Genomic DNA, 21,477 nt, shown 5'->3' with positions numbered 1-21,477 from the left:
CCGGGCCGTCAGCCCTCCCGGTCGTCGCCCCGGGTCCGCGCCGCCCCCGGCCGCCCGGTGCCGCCCCGGCCGTCCCGGTCACCGGCCGGTCCCGGGGCCCGAGTGGCGTCCCCCCGGGTGGGACCCTGCCGATCGGTGGTGCCCTCCTGCCCGCCGGTGGGGGTCTCCCGGTCGCCGGGCCGGTCGCCCCGGTGGCCGTCTCCCCGGCGTCCGTCGCCCCGGCGGGACCGGGCGCGGCGGGCCTGTTCCTCCGCCAGCCGTTCGCGGATCTCCTCGGGCTTCTCTCCCAGCTGGTCCATGGCCGCCTCCGGTGCCGCTCGGGACGGGCCGGGCGCCCGTCCCCACGCCCCGCCCAGCCTCACACGGCCGTTCCGCCCCCGCACCGCGGCGGAACGGCCGGGCCCCGTGGGCCCGGGCGCGGCGCGTGTCGGGACGGCCGGACGGGGCACCCGTACGGCCGTCCCGTGCGGGCGTACGGCACGGGAACCGGGAACCGGGAACGAGGAGGAGTGGTGACGAAGGCACGCGAGATCATGACGGGCGGGGCGGAGTGCGTGGGCGCGCACGATACCGCGCTGGACGCCGCCCGCAAGATGGCGGAGCTGGGCGTCGGCGCCCTGCCGATCTGCGGGGAGAACAACCGCCTTCAGGGCGTGGTGACGGACCGGGACATCGTGGTGAAGGTGCTGGCCCGTGGGCTCGACCCCGCCACCGTCCAGACCGGCACCCTCGCCCAGGACGAGGCGGTGACGATCGGGGCGGACGACGACGTGGACGAGGTGTTCGACACCATGGCCCGGCACAAGGTGCGGCGGCTGCCGGTGATCGACGGACGCAGTCTGGTCGGAATGGTCGCGCTGGCCGACGCGGCCCGGGCGCTCCCCGACCCCCAGGCGGGACAGCTTCTGGAGGCCCTCTCCTCGGACTGAGCCCGGCGGCTCACCGCCGGCCCCGGGCCCCGACGGACCCGCCGGCCGCACCGTGCCCCCGGCCACCGCTCCCCGGTGGCCGGGGGCACCCGCGCTTCCGGCGCCGGAGCCGTCCCCGTGGCGGGACCGGTGTGCGGGCCCGCGCCGAGCCGGTGGGCCACGGCCGCATCCAGCTCTCGGTACGAGCCCAGGTGCGGCCTACGACGCCCCCTGAAACCGCCGTGCCCCGCGGCCGACTCCGCCCGGCCCGCCCCACGGGCACTCACCTCCCGCACGGAGGACATCCGCTGGAAAGGCGTCAGCTGCGGAGAGGTGCGGCCGGGCAGGAGTTCCGCGACGCTCCGGGCCCCTCGTCCTCACCCAGCCGGTGAGGCGAGCGGGGCGGTGCCGGCTCGTCCGCGGACCGAGCGCCGTTCGAGCAGGCCCAGGCCGGGCGATTCGTCCCGGGCCGGGACGGAGACGCCCCCGACCGGGGCGGCAGCGGAGCGGGCGGTGGCACCCGGATCGCGGGCGATGCACCCGGACCGCGCCGAGACGGGCCCACCCGCCGCTTCTCGTGCGTGGCCCGGTTGTTCAGCGGGCGTCCCCGATGCCGGACAACGCTGTTGGTTGTTTCCTTTCGGTGGATCTCTTGTGGTCAATAACCGCAGCTGGTCGACTCGTGTCGCACGACGGGCGACGGACCGGAGCCGAGGGAGCAGACTCCTCCTCCAGCCGGCCCGGTCGCGCGATGCACACGGAACGCGAAATTCCAGCGAGTCCCCACAACAGGGAGACATGTATGCGTATGTCATCGGCCTGCGCTGCCGGGTTGTCCACGCTGGCCCTGGTCCTGGGCGGCATGACCGGATCGGCCACCGCGGCCGGTCGGGGCCAGGCGGCCCTGGCCTGCGACTCGCCGCAGTACCTGGTCGGTAGCGGGGGTCACCATGGCGCGTCGATCCGCTGCACCGGGGGCGCCTTCACCGAGTTCATCGAGTGCGACAAGTCCGGCTACATCTACACGCACTTCGGCAACCGGGCACTGTCGGGTGGCACCTCCACGACGTGGTGCGACCTGAATGCCGTCGTGAGGCGGGTGGGCGTCACCCCCAGCTGACCTCCGCGGCGGAGCGGGCCCCGTGCTCGGCCGCAGGAGCACCGGCTGCCGAGCGCGGGGCGCCCCATGTCGAACCGCACGCCGCCCGCACCGGCTACGGCTCCGGCCTGCCCGGGGCGGGTGAGCGGTGGGGAGAGTACGACTTGGTCGACACCGGCGTCGGCAGGCACCGCCTCCGGTTCCGAAGCGGGAACGGCGGCGGCCGGGACACGACCGGCCGACCGCCCTCGCCCAGCTCCACGCGCGGGGCGACCGTGGTCAGGGCCCCCGGCCGGGCCCCGGTCCGGCCGGCCGGCCGGGCAGGCGCGCGGTCAGCCGGCCGGATGGGCGCGGACGACGGTGCCGTCGCCGTCCGCCAGCAGATAGCCACTGGCCTGGTACGCGTTGGAGAGGTAGAACCGCAAACTGGGCCGGTCGTCGTTGAAGGTCCAGCGATCGACGAGGAGGTACCGCGTGGTCGGGTTCTCCACCTTGAGCTCGCGCTCTCCGCGCCCCATCAGGCCGGGGAGTTCGTCCCAGGCCAGTCCGGCGGGGTCGAACGGCTGCTCGGCCGCCTGGCCGGCGGCGATGGTGCCGCCCGGGCCGGTCTTCCGGGCGGCGCCGTCGCGGAACTCGTAGCGGTCGTACGTCGTGGCCCCCGGCGCGGTCGGGATCTCGGCGAGCGCGTACTCCGGGTAGAACGTCACCCTCTTCACCCGGGTGTTGCCGCTCGCCTCCCGGAACGCCCGGAGCACCGTGCGGACGTTGGCGGGGGTGAGCAGGGTGTTCCCGGTGACGGCGGTACGCCCCGGGCGCTCCCCGGCGGACACGTCCGTGCCGCTCCCGGCTCCACCGGTCGCCCGCCCGGTGGAGCCGGTGCGCCCGGCGCCGGGCACTCCCCCGGTGGCGGACGCCGTACCGGGGTCCCCGGCCCCGGTGCGGCCGTCCGGGCCGTCCCCGGGGAACCAGTTCAGCGCGCCGACGGCCGCCGCGGCGACCACGGCGGCCGAGGCGAGGCCGAGCAGCAGCGGACGGCGCGAGCGGGCAGCGGGAGCCGGCGGCCCGAACACCCCGTGCGGCGGCGTGACCGCGCCGGTTCCACCGCCCGGGGCCCAGGTGGGGGCGGAGGAGCCGTAGGCGGGGTGCGAGCCGTACGGGGCCGGGACCGGTCCCGGTGCCGTCTCCCGGCCGTCCGGTCCGGACCCGGCCGACGGGGCGGTGGCGACGGACCCGGCACCGGGAGCCGGGCGGTATCCGCCGGGACCCGGTACCGGGCGGTGGTCCTCGGGCCCGGGTGCGGAGGGGTGCCCGCCGGGACCCGGTACGGGGCGGTGGCCGCCGGTCTCCTCCGCCGCCGCCCCGGCGAGCAGCCGTTCCAGCTCCGCCCCGTCGGGCCGGGCGGCCGGGTCGCGTACCAGCAGCCGGCCGAGGACCGGGGCCAGGGCGCCGGACCTGACCGGCGGCGGGATCGGGTCGTCCAGGACGGCGACCACGGTGGCCAGGCTCGTGGCGCGGCGCAGCGGATGATGGCCCTCGGCCGCCACGTACAGCAGCATGCCGAGCGACCAGAGGTCGGAGGCCGGGTTGCCCTCCTCGCCGCGCACCCGCTCCGGAGCGATGAACTCGGGTGACCCGATCAGATCGCCGGTCGAGGTGAGGCGCGAGGTCGACTCGTCCAGGACGGCGATGCCGAAGTCGGTGAGAACGGCTCCCCCGCCGGCGCGGAGCAGCACATTGGCCGGCTTGACGTCCCGGTGCCGGATGCCCGCGGAGTGGGCGGCGCGGAGGGCGGAGAGCACCTCCCGGCCCAGCCGGATCACCTCGGGCACCGGCATCGGGCCATGGGCCAGCCGGTCGTACACCGAGCTGCCCTCGACCAGTTCCATGACGATCCAGGGCGGCGAGCCGTCCGGCGGTTCCACGATGTGGTGGATGGTCACCACATGCGGGTCGGAGAGCCGGGCCAGTGCCCTGGCCTCACGCACCGCGCGGGCGCGGAGCTGGGCGGTGAGTCCGGGGCGGGCCTCCTCGGCGGCGGGATCCGGCGGGCGGACCTCCTTGAGGGCGACCTCGCGGTCCAGGGCGGTGTCACGGGCGCGCCAGACGGTGCCCATCCCGCCGCTGCCGAGCCGGGACATCAGCTGGAAGCGCCCGTCGACCAGAGGTCTGTCGGCCTCACTCATCCTCATGGCCGGTCATCGTATGAGGTGACGGCGCCCTCCGTGACCACGGGGAGATCACGGGGAACCGTGCCGACCCGCGCCGGCGTGGTGGGGGCGGGCCGGGAGTCCGCGCCCGGCCCGGTGGTGGGCCGCCCCGGTCAGCCGGCCGTCCGGCGGCGGCGCACGGCTCCGGCGGCGGCCCGGCCGGCCCCGGCCAGAGCCAGCGCGACCAGGGCGGCCTCGGGGAGGGTGCCCAGGCGGGTGGCCGGGGTCCGCGAGGTGCGCAGCGGCACCCGCTCCACGAGCGCGTCGGGGGTGAACATCCTGGTCTGCCGGACGATCGTGCCGTCCGGCCGGATGATCGCGCTGACCCCGCTGGTGACCGGCACCACCACGGACCTGCTGTGCTCGACGGCCCGGACCCGGGACATGGCCAGTTGCTGGTAGGTCATCTCGCTGCGGCCGAAGGTGGCGTTGTTGCTGGGTACGGCGATGAGCTGGGCGCCATGGGTGACGGTGTCCCGGACGGCCCAGTCGAAGGCGGCCTCGTAGCAGGTGGCGAGGCCGACGCGGGTGCCCGAGAGGTCGAAGACGCCGACCCGGTCGCCGGGGCCGAAGTCCCGGCGCACCCGGTCCACGTCCTTGCTGAAGAGCCGCACCACCGGGCGGAGCGGGATGTACTCGCCGAAGGGCTGCACATGGCGCTTGTCGTAGGTGGCCACCGGGCCCCGGTCCGGTTCCCAGTCGATCAGGGTGTTGCGCAGCGGGCCGCTCTCCGGTTCGAGCACGGTCCCGATCACGGTGGGTACGCCGATGGCCCGGACCGCCCGGTCGATGACCAGCCGGGCGTCGCTGTTGAGGTAGGGGTCGAGGTCGGAGGAGTTCTCCGGCCAGAGCACGAAGTCCGGCCGGGGCTCCTTGCCGGCCGCGACATCGGCGGCGAGTCGCTCGGTGCGGCGCGCGTGGTTGTCCAGCACGGCGCGGCGCTGGGCGTTGAAGTCGAGTCCCAGGCGCGGCACATTGCCCTGGATCGCGGCGACGGTGGCGGTGCCGTCCTCGGCGGCGTCGGAGACCAGCGGCCGGGCGGCGAGGGCGCCGGCGAGCGGGACCAGGACGGAGACCGCCGCCACGGCGGTGGCGAGAAGGCGTCCGGTGGGCGCCCCCGCCGTCCCGGACCCCGGGACGGCGGGGGCGCCGGGTGCCGCCTGGGCCGCGCGTCCCGCCCGGGCGGCGCGGACGGTCTCGTACAGCGCGTACAGGCCGAAGCCGCAGAGCGCCACGGCGAACCCGAGGAGGGGTGTCCCGCCGACCGCGGCGAGCGGCAGGAAGACGCCGTCCGCCTGGCCGAAGGCGATCTTGCCCCAGGGGAAGCCGCCGAACGGCACCCGGGCGCGGGCCGCCTCGCCCAGCGCCCAGGCCGCCGCCGCGAACACCGGCCAGGCGGGCAGCCGGGAGACGGCGGCCACCAGCAGCCCGGTGCCGCCGACGAAGAGCGCCTCGGCGGCCACCAGCGCCAGCCACGGGACCGGGCCGACCTCCTCGCCCGTCCACACCAGCAGCGGCGCCAGAAAGCCCAGCCCGGCCAGATAGCCGAGCCCGAAGCCGGCCCGCGGCCGCCGGCCGTGCAGGGCCCCGCCGAGCAGGGCGAAGCCGAACGGCGCCAGCCACCACAGCGGGCGGGGCGGGAAGCTGAGGTACAGCAGGACCCCGGCGAGCACGGCGGCCCCCGGCCGCACCGCGCCGCGCAGCAGCCGGACGTACCGGGGCGGCGGCCCGGCGGGGGCGGAGGGGCGATCGGCGGGGGCTATGGCGGTGCTCACGAGCGGAGTCTACGGCGGCCCCGGAGGACGGCGGATTCCGGTCTTCCGGCCCCCGGCGCTCCGGCGCCGCTCCCCTCCGGTACGTCTCCCCTCCGGTGTCTCGCCCCTCCGGTGTCTCGCCCCACCGGCACGGCTCGGCTCCGGTGTGCCTTCCGTTCGGGTACGGCTCCGGTGTGCCTTCCGCTCCGGCACGGGTTCCGCCGGTCAGGCGCCCGGGCCGGGGGCCGGGTGGTCGTGGTGGCGGAGCAGCCGGTGGCGGAGGATCCGGACGGCGGTCTCGGCGTCGTCCACGGTGACGGTGAGCATCCGGCCCTCGCGCAAGGTCAGCACCAGGCCCTCGCCCCGGCGGATGACGACCGCCATCCCCTGGCCGGGCCGCCAGCGGTAGCCCCAGCCGCCCCAGGCGCGGGGCGTGACCAGGGCGGCGTGCGCCACGTCCACCACCTCGGCCAGCGGGATGCGGCGGCGGGGCAGACCCAGATGGCCGCAGCGGACGTCCAGGCCATGGCGGTCCACGGTCAGCTCGACATGGACGAAGGCGAGGGTCCCGAAGAGGACGAGCAGCCCGGCGGCGCCCAGTCCGACCACCGCCATCAGCAGCGGTACGGCGACGGCGGCGTTCCAGAGCTGGGCGGCGGCCAGCCGGCCGGCGAGGGCCAGACAGCCGAGGCCCCCGGCGGCGAGCAGCCACTGGGCGCGGTTGGTGGCCCGGCCGGTCCAGACGTCCGGTACCGGGTGGAGGCCGTCGGGCACCCGGGAGAGGTCGCTCATGCCCAGCAGCGTAGGCAGGCCCGGCGTCCCCGGCCGCCCGAGACGTCATGAGGGGTGACGGCCCGGGCGTGCCGGCCGGTCAGAGGCGTACGAAGGCGTACGGAGATGTATGGAGGTCCGCGCGGGCGTCAGGAGACGGGGGCAGCCCGGCCGGCGAGGCTCCGGCCCTCGGCGTAGCCGAGCGCGGCCGGCGGCAGGGCGGCGGCGCGGCCGCTGAGCAGCACGGCCAGTCCGGTGCCGGGGGTGGCGGCGGGCTGCGGGAGGGCACCGAGCCGGCGCAGCGCCTGGGCGGCGACGGCGTCGGCGGAGCCGTACAGCACCGGCGGCGGGGAGCCGGGGCGGTGCACCGCCGTCCGGATGGCGTCGGCGACCAGTTCGTAGTGGGTGCAGCCGAGGACGACGGCCCGTACGTCCGGCGGGGTGAGCGCCGCGGCCGCCGCGACGGCCCGGTCGACGGCCTCCGGGTCGGCGTGCTGGACGGCGTCGGCCAGGCCGGGGCAGGGCACCTCGGTGACGGCGACCCCGGCGGCGAAGTCGCGGATCAGGCCCCGCTGATAGGGGCTGCCGGTGGTGGCGGGGGTGGCCCAGATGGCGACCGGGCCGCCACCGGCGGCGGCGGGCTTGATCGCCGGGACGGTGCCGACGACCGGGAGGTCCGGCTCCAGTTCGGCGCGGAGCGCGGGGAGCGCGTGGACCGAGGCGGTGTTGCAGGCGACGATCAGCGCGTCGGGCCGGTGGGCGGCGGCGGCGCGCGCCACCGCGAGCGCGTGGGCGGTGACGTCACCGGGGGTACGGGGTCCCCAGGGCATCCCGTCGGGGTCGGAGGAGAGGACCAGATCGGCGTCCGGCCGCAGCCGGCGCACCGCGGCGGCTGCCGCGAGCAGGCCGATTCCGGAGTCCATGAGCGCGATCTTCACCCGGTCACCCTAGCCGACCGCCCTCGTACCCCCACCGTTGTGGGGCAGACTGCGGCGAATGAGCGCCCTTGTGTGGATCGTCCTCTTCTCGGCGGTTGCCTGGCTCTGGCTGCTGTTCGGGCACGGCTTCTTCTGGCGGACGGACCAGCGGCTGCCGCCCCGGGCGGATCCGCCGCGCTGGCCCCGGGTGGCCGTGGTGGTGCCGGCCCGGGACGAGGCGGCGGTGCTGCCGGTGAGCCTGCCGTCGCTGCTGGCGCAGGAGTATCCGGGCGAGGCGGAGATCGTGCTGGTGGACGACGGCAGCACGGACGGCACGGGCGAGCTGGCCCGGGCGCTGGCGGCACACCACGGCGGGCTGCCGCTGACGGTGGTGTCACCCGGCGCCCCGGAGCCGGGCTGGACCGGCAAGCTCTGGGCGGTACGGCACGGGATCGCGCTGGCCCGGTCACGGGACGGTGCCGGACGGAAGCCGGAGGACGCCGAGCGACACGACGCCGGGCGACAGCCCGCGGCCGCCGGGCGACGGCCCGAGACCGCCGGGCAGCGGAGGGAAGCCGTCGTACGGGAACCCGGGACCACCGGGCGGGAGTCGGGGGGCGCCGGGCGGGGGCCAGAGTTCCTGCTGCTGACGGACGCGGACATCGCCCACGCCCCAGGCAGCCTGCGGGAGTTGGTGGCGGCGGCCACCACGGGCGGGTTCGACCTGGTGTCGCAGATGGCCCGGCTGCGGGTGGCCACCGGCTGGGAGCGGCTGGTGGTGCCGGCCTTCGTCTACTTCTTCGGCACGCTCTATCCGTTCCGGTGGGTCAACTCCGGGCGGTGGGGCACGGCCGCGGCGGCCGGCGGCTGCGTCCTGCTCCGTACCGCCCTGGTGGACCGGGCGCGGGTGCCGGAGTCGATCCGGCAGTCGGTGATCGACGACGTGGCGCTGGCGCGGGCGGTACGGCGGGCCGGGGGCCGGGTGTGGCTGGGACTGGCCGACCGGGTGGAGAGCGTGCGCCCCTGTCCGCGCCTCGGGGACCTCTGGCGGATGGTGACCCGCAGCGCCTACGCCCAACTGCGGCACAGCCCGGCCCTATTGGTGGGTACGGTGGCGGGGCTCGCGGTGGTGTACCTGGCGCCGCCCGTCGCGGTGGGCGCGGCCCTCTTCGCCCTGGTCGCCGGAGCCGGATCCGCCGGGTGGCCGGTGGCGGGCGCGGGGGTGCTGGGGGCGGTGGTCTGGGCGGTGATGGCGGGGACGTACCTCCCGATGCTGCGGTACTACCGGCAACCGCTCCCGCTCGCCCCGCTGCTGCCGTTCACGGCGCTGCTCTACCTCGCCATGACGGTGGACTCGGCGGTGCGACACCACCGGGGCCGGGGCGCGGCCTGGAAGGGGCGCACCTACCCCCGGCCGAGCACCGCCCCGGAGGGGTGAGACCACCGGCCCACAGACGCGGCGGCCCACCGGCCCACAAGTCCACCGGTCCACCGGCCCGTCGGCCCACCGGGGCCGATGGGCGCCGGCCGCCGGGCCCGGCGGCGGCTCGCGGAGCCTCCGGTTCCGGCCCGTCCCCCGGCGCCGGGAAAGGGAGTTGAGGGCGCCGGGCGGGGTGGCCCGGGAAGGATGAACAATGGCTTTTCCATCATGAACATGATCGATTTCTCCGGCGGCACCGCTAAGCCCGCCGGAGTCCGCCCGGAAGGCCCCGGGGAAGAGCGGACGAAGGGCGGCCGGAAGGGCACCAGGAGGTCACACGGAAGACCGGCGGGAAGAGCGACGGGAAGACCGGGGCGAAGACCGGGAGGAAGACCGTCCGGGGGACCGAATAATTATCGTTCCGGAGGCCCTTTCCGGTACTCCCCCGAGACCTCCCGAACCCCGGGGTAACCCCCCGTCAGCTCGATCTTTGCGCGATCACCGCACCGCCGGGCGACCGTTTTCCCCAAGTTTTCGCGTGTTTCGCGGGCACCCGGGATCCGGCCCCGGGGACCACCCGCGAAAGAAGGGTCCGACCGGGCTACCCCAACGAGCACATCGTGGGCTTAACTTATGTGCCATGACCTCCCCCCGTGCCACATACGGCGGCGCGTACTACAACGCGTCGTCGTTCCCGGACACCCCTATCTACGACTCCCTCGTCGCGGAGCGGGGCACGCCTCAGATCGCCCCGATCCGAGTGCCCTCCGCGTATGACACCGGCTCCACCCATCTGCCGGCGCTCCCCGCGGCCCTGCCCGCCCTCCCGGCCGCCCCCGCCGCGCCGTCCTACGGCGGCGGCTACGGCTACGGCCACCCGCAGCAGCAGGCGCCGGCGCCCGCGCCCCTCCAGCAGGCACCCGCGCCGTACATCCCGCAGCAGGTGTCGGCCCCGCGCGGCTATCCGGCCCCGCAGCCGCCGCAGCAGTACCCGCGCCCGATGGCCGCCGGGTACGAGGCGATGCGCCCGGCGGCCCCGCGCCCGGCACCGTACGACGACGGCCAGTACCGGCCGTACCAGGGCGGCGGCTACTGAGCCGGCGGTCCGTCCACGCCGCTCCCCCGCCGCCCTTCCGGCCTGCCGCGAGGGAGGGGCTGGCAGGATGAGGTCATGCCCACTGCCGTCCTCCGCTCCCTGCACATCCATCCGGTCAAATCGCTCGGGGGCGTCGCTCCCGAGCGGATCCGGGTCGAGCCCTGGGGGCCGGCCGGAGACCGCCGCTGGATGCTGATCGACGCCGGGGCGAAGGTCGTGACCCAGCGCCAGCACCCCCGGCTGGCGCTGGCCTCCGCCCGGCCGGCGGAGGACGGCGGGATCGTGCTGTCGGCGCCGGGACGCGACCCGCTCACCGTCGCCGTGCCCGAACCCGCCGGCACCCTCCCGGCGGTGCTCTTCACCACCAAGGTCGAGGTCGTACCCGCCGGCGAGGCGGCCGACGACTGGCTGAGCGAGTTCACCGGGGAGCCGGTGCGCCTGGTGCATCTGGACGATCCGGCGCACCGCCGGCCCATCGACCCGGAGTACGCCCGGCCGGGCGAGACCGTGAGCCTCGCGGACGGCTATCCCCTGCTGGTCACCACCACGGCCTCGCTGGACGCCCTCAACGCGCTGATCGCCGCCGGGGACCACCCCGAGGAAGGTCCGCTCCCCATGGACCGGTTCCGGCCGAACGCGGTGATCGACGGCACCGGCGCGTGGGAGGAGGACGGCTGGTCCCGGATCGCCGTCGGTGGGGTGGTCCTCCGGGTCGCCAAGCCGTGTGCCCGCTGCGTCGTGACCACCACCGACCAGCGGACCGCCGCGCGCGGGAAGGAGCCGCTGCGCACCCTGGCCCGGCACCGCCTGATCGGCAAAAAGATGATCTTCGGCCAGAATCTGGTCCCCGAGACCACCGGTACGCTCCGGGTGGGAGACTCGGTCGAGATCCTCGCATAGCCCCGTGGACGGCGGGCACCCGGAGGGGCGGCAGGCGCGCCCGGAGCCGGACCGCGCCGGAACCGGAGCACACCGGAGGCGGCCGGAGACGGACCCCGCCGAGTCCGGAGCCCGCGCCGAGCGGTGGCGCTCCGGACCCGTCGTACGGTCCTCTCCGTACGACCGGACGGCTTCACGACCGGGCCACGGGGCGACCGTACGGCCGCCCCGTCGTGCGGTGCCGGCCGCGGACTCCGGCGCTCTCCGGTTCTCGCAGCTGCTCCCCCGCGCCGGCCGTCCCGTACGCCCGTACGCACGGTGCCGCACACGGAAAGGGGGTGGGGTCCGTGCGGGCAGTCGCCGGTCTCTGGCGCTGGCGTCACAACTCCCTGCGCAGGTCCACCGATCTCACGGAGGCGTGGGTGGCCCTGGCCGCCCTGCTGCTGCTGCTCGTCGTCGCCGTACCGGCCCTGGGGTGGGCCGCCGGGGCGCGCACCGACGCCGCACTCCAGCGGTCGGCCCGGCTCCAGCAGGAGCAGCGCCATGCCACCACCGCCCGGGTGCTGGGCCCGGCGCCCGCCGGGACGAAGGCGGTACCGGCCGGCGGGGGCCGCGCCCAGGGCGCCCCGGTCGAACAGCAGGTCCGCAAGACGGTGCTGGCGCGCTGGAAGGCCCCGGACGGCAAGGCCCGCACCGGGGCGCTGACCACCGCGCGGCCGACCTCCCACCCCGGCGACACCTTCCGGATCTGGACCGATCCGGCGGGCCGCCCGACGGGCCGGCCGCTGACCGCGGGGACGGCCCGGGAGCACGCGGTGCTGGCCGGCACCGGCGCGGCGCTGGCGGCGGCGGGCCTGGTGGAGGGGGTCCGCCGGCTGGTGGTCTGGCGGCTGCACCGGCGCCGGTACGTGCGGCTGGACCGCGCCTGGGCTGCGGTGGGCCCGGACTGGGGCCGGGCCGACGCCGGCGGCTGAGCCCCGGCGGGCTCACCGCCACGGGGAGTTGACCGGTGGTCACCACGCGGTGGCGGGCAAGCCCGGACCGGCTCGCGGGCGCGGTCGGCCGGTTCCGGGGGCGGCCCGCCCGGCGCCCCGGGCGGACGGCCGGACCGGTCACCCGGCCGCCCGGCCGCGCGCTACGGTGGGGCGATCGTTCCGTGCTCCGCGTCCCGTGTCGTTCGCGTTTCGCGTTTCGCGTCCGCGCTCCGTATCTGGCGTCTCGCGGTTCGCGGTTCGGGCCTCGGGTCTCGCGTGCGCGCTCCGGATGCCGTATCCGGTACCGCGCCGCACGGAGCGCGGCTCGTGGCGGGCGCGGCACGGGGCAGTGGACACAGCACGAAGTGGGGGGCAGCAGAGCACCATGGCACAGGGCACGGTCCAGGTGACGCACACCGGCACATCGCGGTGGCGGCGCCGCACGGGCGAGTACGCCTCCCTCGCCGCCGCCCTGGAGGCCGCCGGGGACGGCGACGTCCTCACCGTGGCGCCCGGCACGTACCGGGAGAACCTGGTGCTCCGGCGGGCCGTCACCCTGCGCGGCCCGGACGGCGCGCCCGGCTCGGTGCGGATCGCCCCGGCCGACGGGGTGCCGCTCACCCTGCGCGCCTCGGCGACCGTTCAGGCCCTTCAACTGGAGGGCCAGGACCCGACGGCGCCCGCGCTGCTGATCGAGGACGGCACCCCGGAGCTGCTGGACCTGCGCGTGACGACCCGTTCGGCGTCCGGTCTCGAGGTCCGGGGCGCCGCCCGGCCCACCGTGCGGCGGTGCACCGTGGACAACCCGGCCGGCGTCGGAATCGCCGTACTGGACGGCGCCGGTGGGGTGTTCGAGGAGTGCGAGGTGGTCGCGGCGGGCCAGTCCGGGGTCTCGGTACGCGGCGGCGGGCACCCGCGCCTGGAGCGCTGCCGGGTGCACCACACCTCCGGGGCGGGCATCTCGGTGACCGGCGAGGGCAGCGGTCTGGAGGCGCTGGGCTGCGAGGTGTACGAGATCCGGGGCAGCGGCCTCCAGGTCTCCGGGCGCGCCTCGGCGCACCTCACCGACTCGGTGGTGCACCGCACGTCGGCCGATGGCGTCACCCTGGACACCGACGCGGTGCTCACCCTCTCCGACTGCGACATCCACGACGTCCCGGAGAACGCGGTGGATCTGCGCTCCCGTTCGGTGCTGACGCTGACCCGCTCGGCGGTGCGCCGGTTCGGCCGCAACGGGCTCTCGGTGTGGGACCCGGGCACCCGGGTGGACGCCAACCAGTGCGAGATCCACGACAGTACGGGCGACTACCCGGCCGTCTGGGTCAGCGATGGGGCGACGGCGGTGCTCGACTCCTGCCGGGTGCGGGAGGTGCCGGACGCCCTCTTCGTGCTGGACCGGGGCTCCCGGGTGGACGTGGTGGACAGCGATCTGACCCAGGTGCGGAACACCGCCGTCTCGGTGAGCGACGGGGCCGTCGCCCAGCTGGACGACTGCCGCATCCGGGAGGCGTCCACCGGCGCCTGGTTCCGCGACCACGGCAGCGGCGGCACCCTGGCCGGCTGTGTCATCGACGCCGTGCAGACCGGGGTGATCGTCACCAAGGGCGCCGACCCGGTGGTGGAGCGCTGCACCATCAGCGGGCCCGCCGAGGCCGGGGTGTACGTCTCCGCCGAGGGCCGGGGCACCTTCACCGGCTGCCGGGTCTCCGGCAGCGGCGGCTACGGCTTCCATGTCATGGACGGCTGCCGCACGACGCTGCGGCGGTGCCGGACCGAGCGGTGCGCGCGCGGCGGGTACGAGCTGGGCACCGACGGGCCGGTGCGCGAGGAGTGCGCGGGCGACGAGAGCGCGCTCGCCACCGGTACGGCGGTCGGCCCGGCGGCCACGGCCACCGCGCCGGCGCGAGTGCCGGGCGCGGCGGTGCTGCCGGGAGCACCCGGTGCCCCGGGGGCCACCGGTCCGGGCGGGCCGCCGGGCGACGCGCGGGACCGGCCCGCCCCGGGCGCCCCGGCCGGCGCCACCGTGCCCGCGCCGGGTCCGTCCCCGGCACCCGGGGCGGCGCCCGGACGGCCGGTGCGGGAGGCCGGGGACGTCCTGGGCGAACTCGACGCGCTGGTGGGTCTGGAGAGCGTCAAGCGCGAGGTCCGTTCGCTGATCAACATGATCGAGGTCGGGCGGAAGCGGCAGGAGGCCGGGCTGAAGGCGGCCTCGGTCCGCCGGCATCTGGTCTTCACCGGGTCGCCGGGCACCGGCAAGACCACCGTGGCCCGGCTCTACGGCGAGATCCTGGCCGCCCTCGGGGTGCTGGAGCGCGGGCATCTGGTGGAGGTCTCCCGGGTCGATCTGGTGGGCGAGCACATCGGCTCCACCGCGATCCGGACCCAGGAGGCGTTCGAGCGGGCGCGCGGCGGGGTGCTCTTCGTCGACGAGGCGTACGCGCTCTCGCCCGAGGACTCCGGGCGCGACTTCGGGCGCGAGGCGATCGACACCCTGGTGAAGCTGATGGAGGACCACCGGGAGGCGGTGGTGGTGATCGTCGCCGGGTACACCGACGAGATGGCCCGGTTCCTCACCGTCAACCCGGGTGTGGCCTCCCGCTTCTCCCGCACCATCACCTTCGGGGACTACGCGGCCGGGGAACTGCTGCGGATCGTGGAGCAGCAGGCCGAGGAGCACGAGTACCGGCTGGGCGAGGGCACCGCCGACGCGCTGCTGGCGTACTTCGCGGCGGTCCCGAGGGGCCCGGCCTTCGGCAACGGCCGTACCGCCCGGCAGACCTTCGAGGCGATGGTGGAGCGGCACGCGGGCCGGGTCGCCGGGCTCACCGAGGTGAGCACCGACGACCTGACCCTGCTCTACCCGGACGACCTGCCCGCGCTGCCCTGATCCGGAGCCGGGGCCGGGTCGCCCGGATCTCCGGCCGGAGCGGCCCCGGCAGCCGGCGCGCCCCCGGCCGGGCGGTGCGGCGGACGCGCGGTCCCGGCCGGGCGGTCCGGTGGGTCCGGCCGGCCGGCCGGCGTGGCACCGGTCGTGGACACGGCGACCTCCGCCGGTACGGGGTCCCCGGGGGAGGCGGCGGTGCGCGGGGCGGGCAGCGGGAGGGCGGGCGGCAGCCGGTCCAGCAGGACGGCCCGCTCCTTGGCGAAGACCGGGTCGGCCTGGTAGTCGGAGTGGCCCAGGATCGGTTCGGGCAGCGGATGGTCATGGGTGCGGCCGTAGACCACCGGGTCCCGCAGCGCCCGGTGGTCCACCTCAGGCTTGTGCGCCTCGGCGGGCAGCTGGACCGGGCCGCCGATGGGGTCGGTACGGCGCCAGAGGTTGCGCCAGCAGTGCAGCTCCCGGTGGAGCGCCCCGAGCGGCCCCGGCCCGAAGTAGGCGGGGAACCAGCGCCCGTACAGCCGCTCCAGCGGGGAGCCGTAGGTCAGCAGCGCCACCCGGCGGCGGGTGCCCTCGGGCAGCTGCCAGACGGCCGCGGCGGCGAGCACACTGCCCTGGGAGTGACCGGAGATGACCAGCCGCCCGCCGGTGCGGCCGGTCCAGGAGGACATCCGCCAGGCGAGGTCGGGGACGGCGCGCTCGGCGTAGCAGGGCGGGGCGAACGGATGGGCGGCGCGCGGCCAGAAGGTGCCGACGTCCCAGAGGATGCCGATGGTGCGCCGGGCGGAGGCGTCCTTGTAGGCCCGGCGGCCCCAGGTGACGAACAGTATGAAACCGAAGCCGATCAGCCAGGAGCCGAGCGCCTGGGCCGCCTGGGCGGCGCCCGACACGAAGGCCGGCCGGCCGGTGAACGCCTTGCCGGGGACGGTGCCGCTCAGCAGCGCCCCGGCGACCGCGCCCGCGCCGAGCAGCAGGGTGGCAGCGGAGACCAGGCCGACCAGGACGGGCGCGGTGTCGGTGAGCGCGGCCCGGGCCCGGGCGGAGGCGATCCGCCGGGTGCGCACCCGGTCCGGCTCCTCCCCCGGGTAGTCCGACTCCACCACGGGGGCCAGGGCCCGGGACCGCCGGGCGGTGCGGGCGGTGAGGAAGGCGGCCGGCGCCAGCAGCAGGATCAGCAGCACCGGGATGACCGACGCCTGCCAGCTGAGGATCACCGGCGGGCCGGCGATCGGCCCCCCGCCCATGCCCGGGGTGGCGGCCCCGTCGAGCCAGTCCGCGACCCGCTGGGCCACCCCGCCGGCCATCACCCCGCCGAGGGCGCAGGCGAGCATCGCGACGGCGGGGCCGCCGAGTCCGTACAGCGCGGTGCGGGCGTGCGGGGCGGACCGGTACAGCCGCAGCGCCACCAGGCCGAGCGCCAGCACCAGCCCGCCCTGGGCGACGGCGATGATCCCGAAGGTGGCGTCCCCGGGCAGGGTGCCGGAGGACCGCCAGCCGGGCCGGGACCAGGCGGCGTAGCCGGTGGTGAGGGCGAGCAGGGCCAGAGCCGCGGCGGGCAGCCAGGTCACCACGGCCCGGTCCAGCCCGTTGTCGAGCCGCTGCTCACTGCGGCCCCGGCGGCAGACCACCCAGGTGGTGAACACCGCGCCGGCGAACAGCAGCGCCTCCACCAGCCAGCCGAGCGCGGCCCAGCCGGTGCCGGGGCGGGCGAGCCGGTCGTGGCGGGCCGCCGAGCCGCCGACGGCGGCGGCCACGGTGAGGAAGCCGGCCGCGGTGTGCGCGGCACGCAGCCGGGCGACCAGCCGGCGGCCGTACCAGAAGCCGGGCCGCCCCAGCGGCGGACGGCCGGCCCCGGCGGGCGGGCCCTCGCGCTCACCGCGCGGCGGCCGCTGGGCCTCGTACGCGCTCCAGGTGCGGTTGGAGAGGTACCAGAGCAGCCAGACCAGGAGGGTGGGCACCAGGGCGGCCAGGGCGAGCCGGCGGCCGGGCTGGGACCACCAGCCGCCCTGGTCGGCGGCGAGGAAGCCGAGCCAGGAGCGCCGCCCGGCGCAGGCCGCCGAGCCGGCGCACTGCCAGGCCGTCAGGTCCAGCGCCACCTCGCAGACGGAGGCGGTGAGCAGCACGGTCAGGCTGAGCGCGAGGAGCCGGACCAGGGTGCCGTAGAGCCGTACGGTCCGGCGCCGGCCCTCGGTGGGCGGCCGCATCCAGTGGGCCAGGTTGACCACCATGAACGGCAGGAGCAGCAGCCAGAGGGCGCGGGTGCCGTTGCCCGAGGTGAGGCCGGACCAGCAGTACGCCTCCTGGACCGGGCCGTCGCGGAACCGCTCCGGGTGCTTCTCGGCGTTCCGGTCCTCGGTACGCCGGTGCATCGCGGCCGTCTCGTCGCCGCTGACCCGTACGGTGCGGGGGTCGTCCAGCATGTCCTGCGGGGTCGCCCCGCCGACCCCGTGGACCAGCAGTTCGAGCGCGGCGCCGGGGCTGTGCCCGGCGGCCGGGCCGGACGCGGGGGCCGGGCCGGGGGTGGCGGAGGGCGGGGGCCCGCACGCCGGGGAGGGCGTTGCCGGGGAGGGGGACGCCGGGGAGGCAGGGGGCACGTCGGTGGCTCGCTTCCTGCGGTGCGGTACGGCGGGGGCGCTGCGGGACGGTGATGCGGTACGGCGGAGGTGCTGCGGGACGGGCGGTGCGGTACGGGGGTACGGCCGGGGGCGCGGCGGAACGGCGGTGGGAGGCCAGGATCACCGGTGGGCCGGACCGGCGGCGGCACCCTCACGTAATCTCCCCGTCCTCCCCCGAAGTGAAGCGCGTGGCAGGATGAGCACCCGGCCCGGCGGCGGGGAGCACGGACAGCGCCGGGCCCGGCCCCGGCACGGACCGGCGCCGGAGCGGCGGTACGGGACGCCGCCGGTACGCGTGAACACGGAAGGACCGACCCCTGCGGTGAGCGACCATCAGAATCTGCTCGCGGAGCAGCGGCGCGCCCTGATCCTGGACGAGGTGCGGCGGCGCGGCGGCGTACGGGTCAACGAGCTGACCCGGCGGCTCAATGTCTCCGACATGACCGTGCGCCGGGATCTGGACACCCTGGCGCGGCAGGGCGTGCTGGCCAAGGTGCACGGCGGAGCGGTGCCGGTGACCGAGGCGAGCGCCCATGAGCCGGGCTTCGAGGCCAAGTCGGCGCTGGAACCGGGCGCCAAGGAGCAGATCGCCCGGGCGGCGGCGCCGCTGGCCACGCCGGGCTGCGCCGTGGCGCTGTCGGGCGGGACGACGACCTACGCGCTGGCGCGGCTGCTGGTGGACGTGCCCGGGCTGACGGTGGTCACCAACTCGGTGCGGGTGGCCGATGTGTTCCACACGGCGGGCCGGCCGGGCCCGGGTGCCGGTCCGGGGAGCGGATCCGGTTCCGCGTCCGCTTCCGGAGCTGAAACGCGGTCGGGGGCGCCGGTGGTGGTGCTGACCGGCGGGGTGCGGACGCCCTCGGACGCGCTGGTGGGCCCGGTGGCCGACCAGGCGATCCGCTCGCTCCACTTCGATGTGCTGTTCCTGGGGGTGCACGGCATCTCGGTGGAGGCCGGGCTCTCCACGCCCAATCTGGCCGAGGCGGAGACCAATCGGCGGCTGATGCGGTCGGCGCGCCGGGTGGTGGTGGTCGCGGACCACACCAAGTGGGGCACGGTGGGGCTGAGTTCGTTCGCCCGGCTGGACGAGGTGGACACCCTGGTCACGGACGCGGGCCTCTCCGACGCGCTGCGGGCCGAGATGGCCGAGCATCTGCCCGGCCTGGTGGTGGCCGGAGACCCCGCGGGCGCCGCGGGGCCCGCGGAGCCGGAGCCGGACGCGGGCTGACCGGACCGGCGGGCTCCCGCGCGCCTCGCGGGCCGGTGCGGGTGCGGGCCGGGGCGGCCGACGGCTGCGCGGGGCGCGGGGGCCCGGCCGGCCACGCGGGAGTGGGGGGCGCGGTCGGGCGCGCGGGAGTGGGGGGGCGCGGTCGGGCGCGCGGGAGTGGGGGGGCGCGGCCGGGCGCGCGGGGATGGGCGGACCCGTCCTACGATCGCCGGGTGAGCCTCTTCCGCGTCGACCGCCGCACCGAACTCCCCGTCGCCGAGGCATGGCGGCGGCTCACCGACTGGTCCGCCCACGGGGCCCTGATGCCGCTGACCCGGGTGCGGGTGGTCACGCCGGGCCCGAGCCGGGCCGGCACCCTCTTCACCGCCCGTACCGGGGCCGGTCCGCTGGGCTTCGACGACCCGATGGAGGTGGTCCGCTGGGAGTCCCCGGCGGACGGCCGCCCCGGGGGCCGCTGCCGGCTGGAGAAGCGGGGCCGGCGGATCACCGGCTGGGCGGAGATCGAGGTGCGCGCGGAGCACGGCGCCACCCGGGTGAGCTGGACCGAGGAGGCCCGGGTGCGGGGCCTCCCCCGATTCTGCGACCCGCTGCTGGCGTGGGGCGCCCGGCTGGCGTTCGGCCGGGTGGTGGACGGACTGCTGGCCGGCGCGGGACGGCGCTGACGGGCCGTCTCCGCCGCCCCCCGCCCGCCGGCGCGGAGACGGACGGAGACGGGTGGGGAGACGGGCCCGAAGCAGGCCCGGAACGAAGGGCATGGACCCGAATCGGGTCCGGGACGGGCGGAGACGGGCCCGAATCGGGTCCGGGACGGGCAGGCACGGCCGGTGCGGGCCCGGGCGGGGGGAAAGGGGCGGACAGCGGCCGGTGCGCCGGATAGGGTGTAGGGCCCCGCGCGACCCACGCTCCCCGACGGAGGTACGGTCCCATGGCACGTCGGCTCCGCCCCGTACAGCTCGACTTCCTCGGCACCGCACCCGTCCGGCTGGTCCACACCGCGCTGGTGGCCGCGCCACCCCGGGCGGTCTACCGGGCGCTGGCCGAGGAAGTCGCCGACACCCCCCGCTGGTTCACCGCCGTCACCGCCGCCCGGCCCATCGCGGGCGGGGCGGGCCGCTCGGTACGGCTGCGCGGCGGGGTGGTGTTCCACGAACGGGTCCTCGCGGCCGAGGCCGGGGAGCGGTACGCGTACCGGGTCGAGGAGACCAACGCCGCCGGGATGACGGCGATGCTGGAGGAGTGGCGGCTGAGCCCCGACCCGGTGGGCACCCGGGTCCGCTGGACCATGGCGCTGGACGGGCCGGGGCCGTTCCGGCTGGTGATGCGGGTCCGGCGGGCCGGGGTGGGGCGCTCGTTCCGCGAGGCGATGCGGAATCTGGACCGGAGACTCGGCGCGGCCCCCCAGCCCTGAGCCCGGGCGGGCCCTCGTGCCGCCGCACCGCCGGGCCGCCACCGGGCCCGCCCTGGAGCCCTGGCCCGCCCGGGAGCCCCGGCAGGCTCACTCCGGCCAGCTGCCGGTGGCCAGGAAGGTGTCGATGGCGGCCCGGTACGGTCCGATGTCCAGGCCCTCGGCGGCCAGCCAGGCGTCCGAGTAGTACTTGTCCAGATAGCGGTCGCCCGGGTCGCAGATGAGGGTCACGACGCTGCCGGTACGGCCCTCCGCGACCATCTCCGCGACGATCCGCAGCGCGCTCCAGAGCCCGGTGCCGGTGGAGCCGCCGGCCTTCCGGCCGATGGCGTCCTCCAGGGCGCGTACGGCGGCGACGGTGGCCGCGTCAGGCACCTTCATCATCCGGTCGACGGCGCAGGGCAGGAAGCTCGGTTCCATCCGGGGCCGGCCGATGCCCTCGATCCGGGAGCCCCGGTCGCCGGTGACCGCCGGGTCGTCGGTGGTCCAGCCCTCGAAGAAGCAGGAGTTCTCCGGGTCGGGCACACAGATCCGGGTGTCGTACTGCATGTAGTGGACATAGCGGGCGATGGTCGCGGAGGTGCCCCCGGTGCCGGCGGTGGCGACGATCCAGGCGGGCTCCGGGAAGCGCTCCAGCCGCAGCTGGTGGTAGATCGACTCCGCGATGTTGTTGTTGCCGCGCCAGTCGGTGGCCCGCTCGGCGTAGGTGAACTGGTCCATGTAGTGGCCGCCGGTGGCGACGGCGAGCGCGGCGGCCTCCTCGTACATCGCGCGCGGGTCGTCCGTGAAGTGGCACCGGCCGCCGTGGAACTCGATGAGCCGGATCTTCTCGGCGCTGGTGGTCCGGGGCATGACGGCGATGAACGGCACGCCGATCAGCCCGGCGAAGTACGCCTCCGAGACGGCGGTGGAGCCGCTGGACGCCTCGATGACCGGGCGGCCGGGTCGGATCCAGCCGTTGCAGAGCCCGTACAGGAAGAGCGACCGGGCGAGCCGGTGCTTGAGGCTGCCGGTGGGGTGGGTGGACTCGTCCTTGAGGTAGAGGTCGATGCCCCACCGCTCGGGCAGCGGAAAGCGCAGCAGATGGGTGTCGGCGGACCGGTTGGCGTCCGCCTGCACCTTGCGGACGGCCTCCTTGAGCCAGGTCCGGTACTCCGGGTCGCTGCGGTCCACGTCCAGTGTCCGGGCCGGGGCCGCGACGGCCGCGCCCCCGCCTCCGGCCGCCCCGTGTCTTCCGTCGCTCGCGCTGCCCGCGCCACTCGCCATGGGGTTCATCCGCGCCACTCCTCGATTCCAGCGGTTTCCAGCGGTTTCCAGCAATTTCCC

17 protein-coding genes are annotated in these 21,477 nt (G+C 76.6%); 10 read left to right on the top strand and 7 right to left on the bottom strand.

Features of this window, described 5'->3' with window-relative positions:
• Positions 1 to 8 precede the first annotated feature (8 nt).
• Positions 9 to 299 (bottom strand): hypothetical protein, encoded by a 291-nt coding sequence (locus tag NX801_RS15410; RefSeq protein WP_258788274.1) that lies wholly within the window; start codon positions 297 to 299, stop codon positions 9 to 11.
• A gap of 213 nt (positions 300 to 512) precedes the next feature.
• Here NX801_RS15410 and NX801_RS15405 point away from each other — a divergent pair, with 213 nt between their 5' ends.
• On the top strand, positions 513 to 929 hold the full coding sequence (locus NX801_RS15405; protein ID WP_258788273.1) for a CBS domain-containing protein: 417 nt from the start codon (positions 513 to 515) through the stop codon (positions 927 to 929).
• 781 nt (positions 930 to 1,710) lie between these two features.
• On the top strand, positions 1,711 to 2,028 hold the full coding sequence (locus NX801_RS15400; protein WP_258788272.1) for a hypothetical protein: 318 nt from the start codon (positions 1,711 to 1,713) through the stop codon (positions 2,026 to 2,028).
• Between the two features lie 311 nt (positions 2,029 to 2,339).
• Here NX801_RS15400 and NX801_RS15395 read toward each other — a convergent pair whose 3' ends face one another.
• From NX801_RS15395 to NX801_RS15380, 4 genes are all read right to left on the bottom strand, one after another.
• Positions 2,340 to 4,196, bottom strand: coding sequence for a protein kinase domain-containing protein (locus NX801_RS15395; protein WP_258788271.1), 1,857 nt, complete (start codon positions 4,194 to 4,196; stop codon positions 2,340 to 2,342).
• Positions 4,197 to 4,327: 131 nt separating this feature from the next.
• Positions 4,328 to 5,989, bottom strand: a complete 1,662-nt coding sequence (gene lnt, locus NX801_RS15390) for an apolipoprotein N-acyltransferase (protein WP_428986148.1) — start codon at positions 5,987 to 5,989, stop codon at positions 4,328 to 4,330.
• A gap of 204 nt (positions 5,990 to 6,193) precedes the next feature.
• On the bottom strand, positions 6,194 to 6,760 hold the full coding sequence (locus NX801_RS15385; RefSeq protein ID WP_258788270.1) for a hypothetical protein: 567 nt from the start codon (positions 6,758 to 6,760) through the stop codon (positions 6,194 to 6,196).
• A 128-nt stretch (positions 6,761 to 6,888) separates the two neighbouring features.
• Positions 6,889 to 7,677 (bottom strand): glutamate racemase, encoded by a 789-nt coding sequence (locus tag NX801_RS15380; RefSeq protein ID WP_258788269.1) that lies wholly within the window; start codon positions 7,675 to 7,677, stop codon positions 6,889 to 6,891.
• 58 nt (positions 7,678 to 7,735) lie between these two features.
• Here NX801_RS15380 and NX801_RS15375 point away from each other — a divergent pair, with 58 nt between their 5' ends.
• From NX801_RS15375 to NX801_RS15355, 5 genes are all read left to right on the top strand, one after another.
• Positions 7,736 to 9,094 carry a glycosyltransferase gene (locus tag NX801_RS15375; protein ID WP_258788268.1) on the top strand — a complete coding sequence of 453 codons (1,359 nt, stop codon included), beginning with the start codon at positions 7,736 to 7,738 and terminating at the stop codon, positions 9,092 to 9,094.
• A 622-nt stretch (positions 9,095 to 9,716) separates the two neighbouring features.
• Positions 9,717 to 10,172, top strand: coding sequence for a DUF6643 family protein (locus tag NX801_RS15370; protein WP_258788267.1), 456 nt, complete (start codon positions 9,717 to 9,719; stop codon positions 10,170 to 10,172).
• Positions 10,173 to 10,247: 75 nt separating this feature from the next.
• The gene (locus NX801_RS15365; RefSeq protein ID WP_258788266.1) at positions 10,248 to 11,072 is read left to right on the top strand and encodes an MOSC domain-containing protein; all 825 of its coding nucleotides are present in this window, start codon (positions 10,248 to 10,250) and stop codon (positions 11,070 to 11,072) included.
• 326 nt (positions 11,073 to 11,398) lie between these two features.
• Entirely contained in the window at positions 11,399 to 12,025 is a 627-nt protein-coding gene (locus NX801_RS15360) for an Rv1733c family protein (protein ID WP_258788265.1), read from the top strand.
• A gap of 385 nt (positions 12,026 to 12,410) precedes the next feature.
• The gene (locus tag NX801_RS15355; protein ID WP_258788264.1) at positions 12,411 to 14,912 is read left to right on the top strand and encodes a right-handed parallel beta-helix repeat-containing protein; all 2,502 of its coding nucleotides are present in this window, start codon (positions 12,411 to 12,413) and stop codon (positions 14,910 to 14,912) included.
• Here the strand turns inward: NX801_RS15355 and NX801_RS15350 are convergent.
• Positions 14,882 to 17,323, bottom strand: a complete 2,442-nt coding sequence (locus tag NX801_RS15350; protein WP_309505843.1) for a hypothetical protein — start codon at positions 17,321 to 17,323, stop codon at positions 14,882 to 14,884. The genes NX801_RS15355 and NX801_RS15350 overlap by 31 nt on opposite strands.
• A gap of 517 nt (positions 17,324 to 17,840) precedes the next feature.
• On the opposite strand from NX801_RS15350, the gene NX801_RS15345 reads away from it, so the two are divergent.
• The 3 genes from NX801_RS15345 to NX801_RS15335 all read left to right on the top strand — a co-directional run bounded on the left by NX801_RS15345 (position 17,841) and on the right by NX801_RS15335 (position 20,154).
• Positions 17,841 to 18,746 (top strand): DeoR/GlpR family DNA-binding transcription regulator, encoded by a 906-nt coding sequence (locus tag NX801_RS15345; RefSeq protein WP_258788263.1) that lies wholly within the window; start codon positions 17,841 to 17,843, stop codon positions 18,744 to 18,746.
• 212 nt (positions 18,747 to 18,958) lie between these two features.
• The gene (locus NX801_RS15340; protein WP_258788262.1) at positions 18,959 to 19,408 is read left to right on the top strand and encodes an SRPBCC family protein; all 450 of its coding nucleotides are present in this window, start codon (positions 18,959 to 18,961) and stop codon (positions 19,406 to 19,408) included.
• 263 nt (positions 19,409 to 19,671) lie between these two features.
• The gene (locus NX801_RS15335) at positions 19,672 to 20,154 is read left to right on the top strand and encodes an SRPBCC family protein (protein WP_258788261.1); all 483 of its coding nucleotides are present in this window, start codon (positions 19,672 to 19,674) and stop codon (positions 20,152 to 20,154) included.
• 87 nt (positions 20,155 to 20,241) lie between these two features.
• Here the strand turns inward: NX801_RS15335 and NX801_RS15330 are convergent, their stop codons facing one another.
• Positions 20,242 to 21,426, bottom strand: coding sequence for a PLP-dependent cysteine synthase family protein (locus NX801_RS15330; protein WP_428986147.1), 1,185 nt, complete (start codon positions 21,424 to 21,426; stop codon positions 20,242 to 20,244).
• Positions 21,427 to 21,477: the final 51 nt, after the last annotated feature.

The organism is Streptomyces pyxinae (genome assembly GCF_024756275.1).
GTDB lineage: Bacteria > Actinomycetota > Actinomycetes > Streptomycetales > Streptomycetaceae > Streptomyces > Streptomyces pyxinae.
The sequence above is the reverse complement of the archived record's forward strand: the minus strand, read 5'-3'. Positions and strand labels throughout refer to the sequence as shown.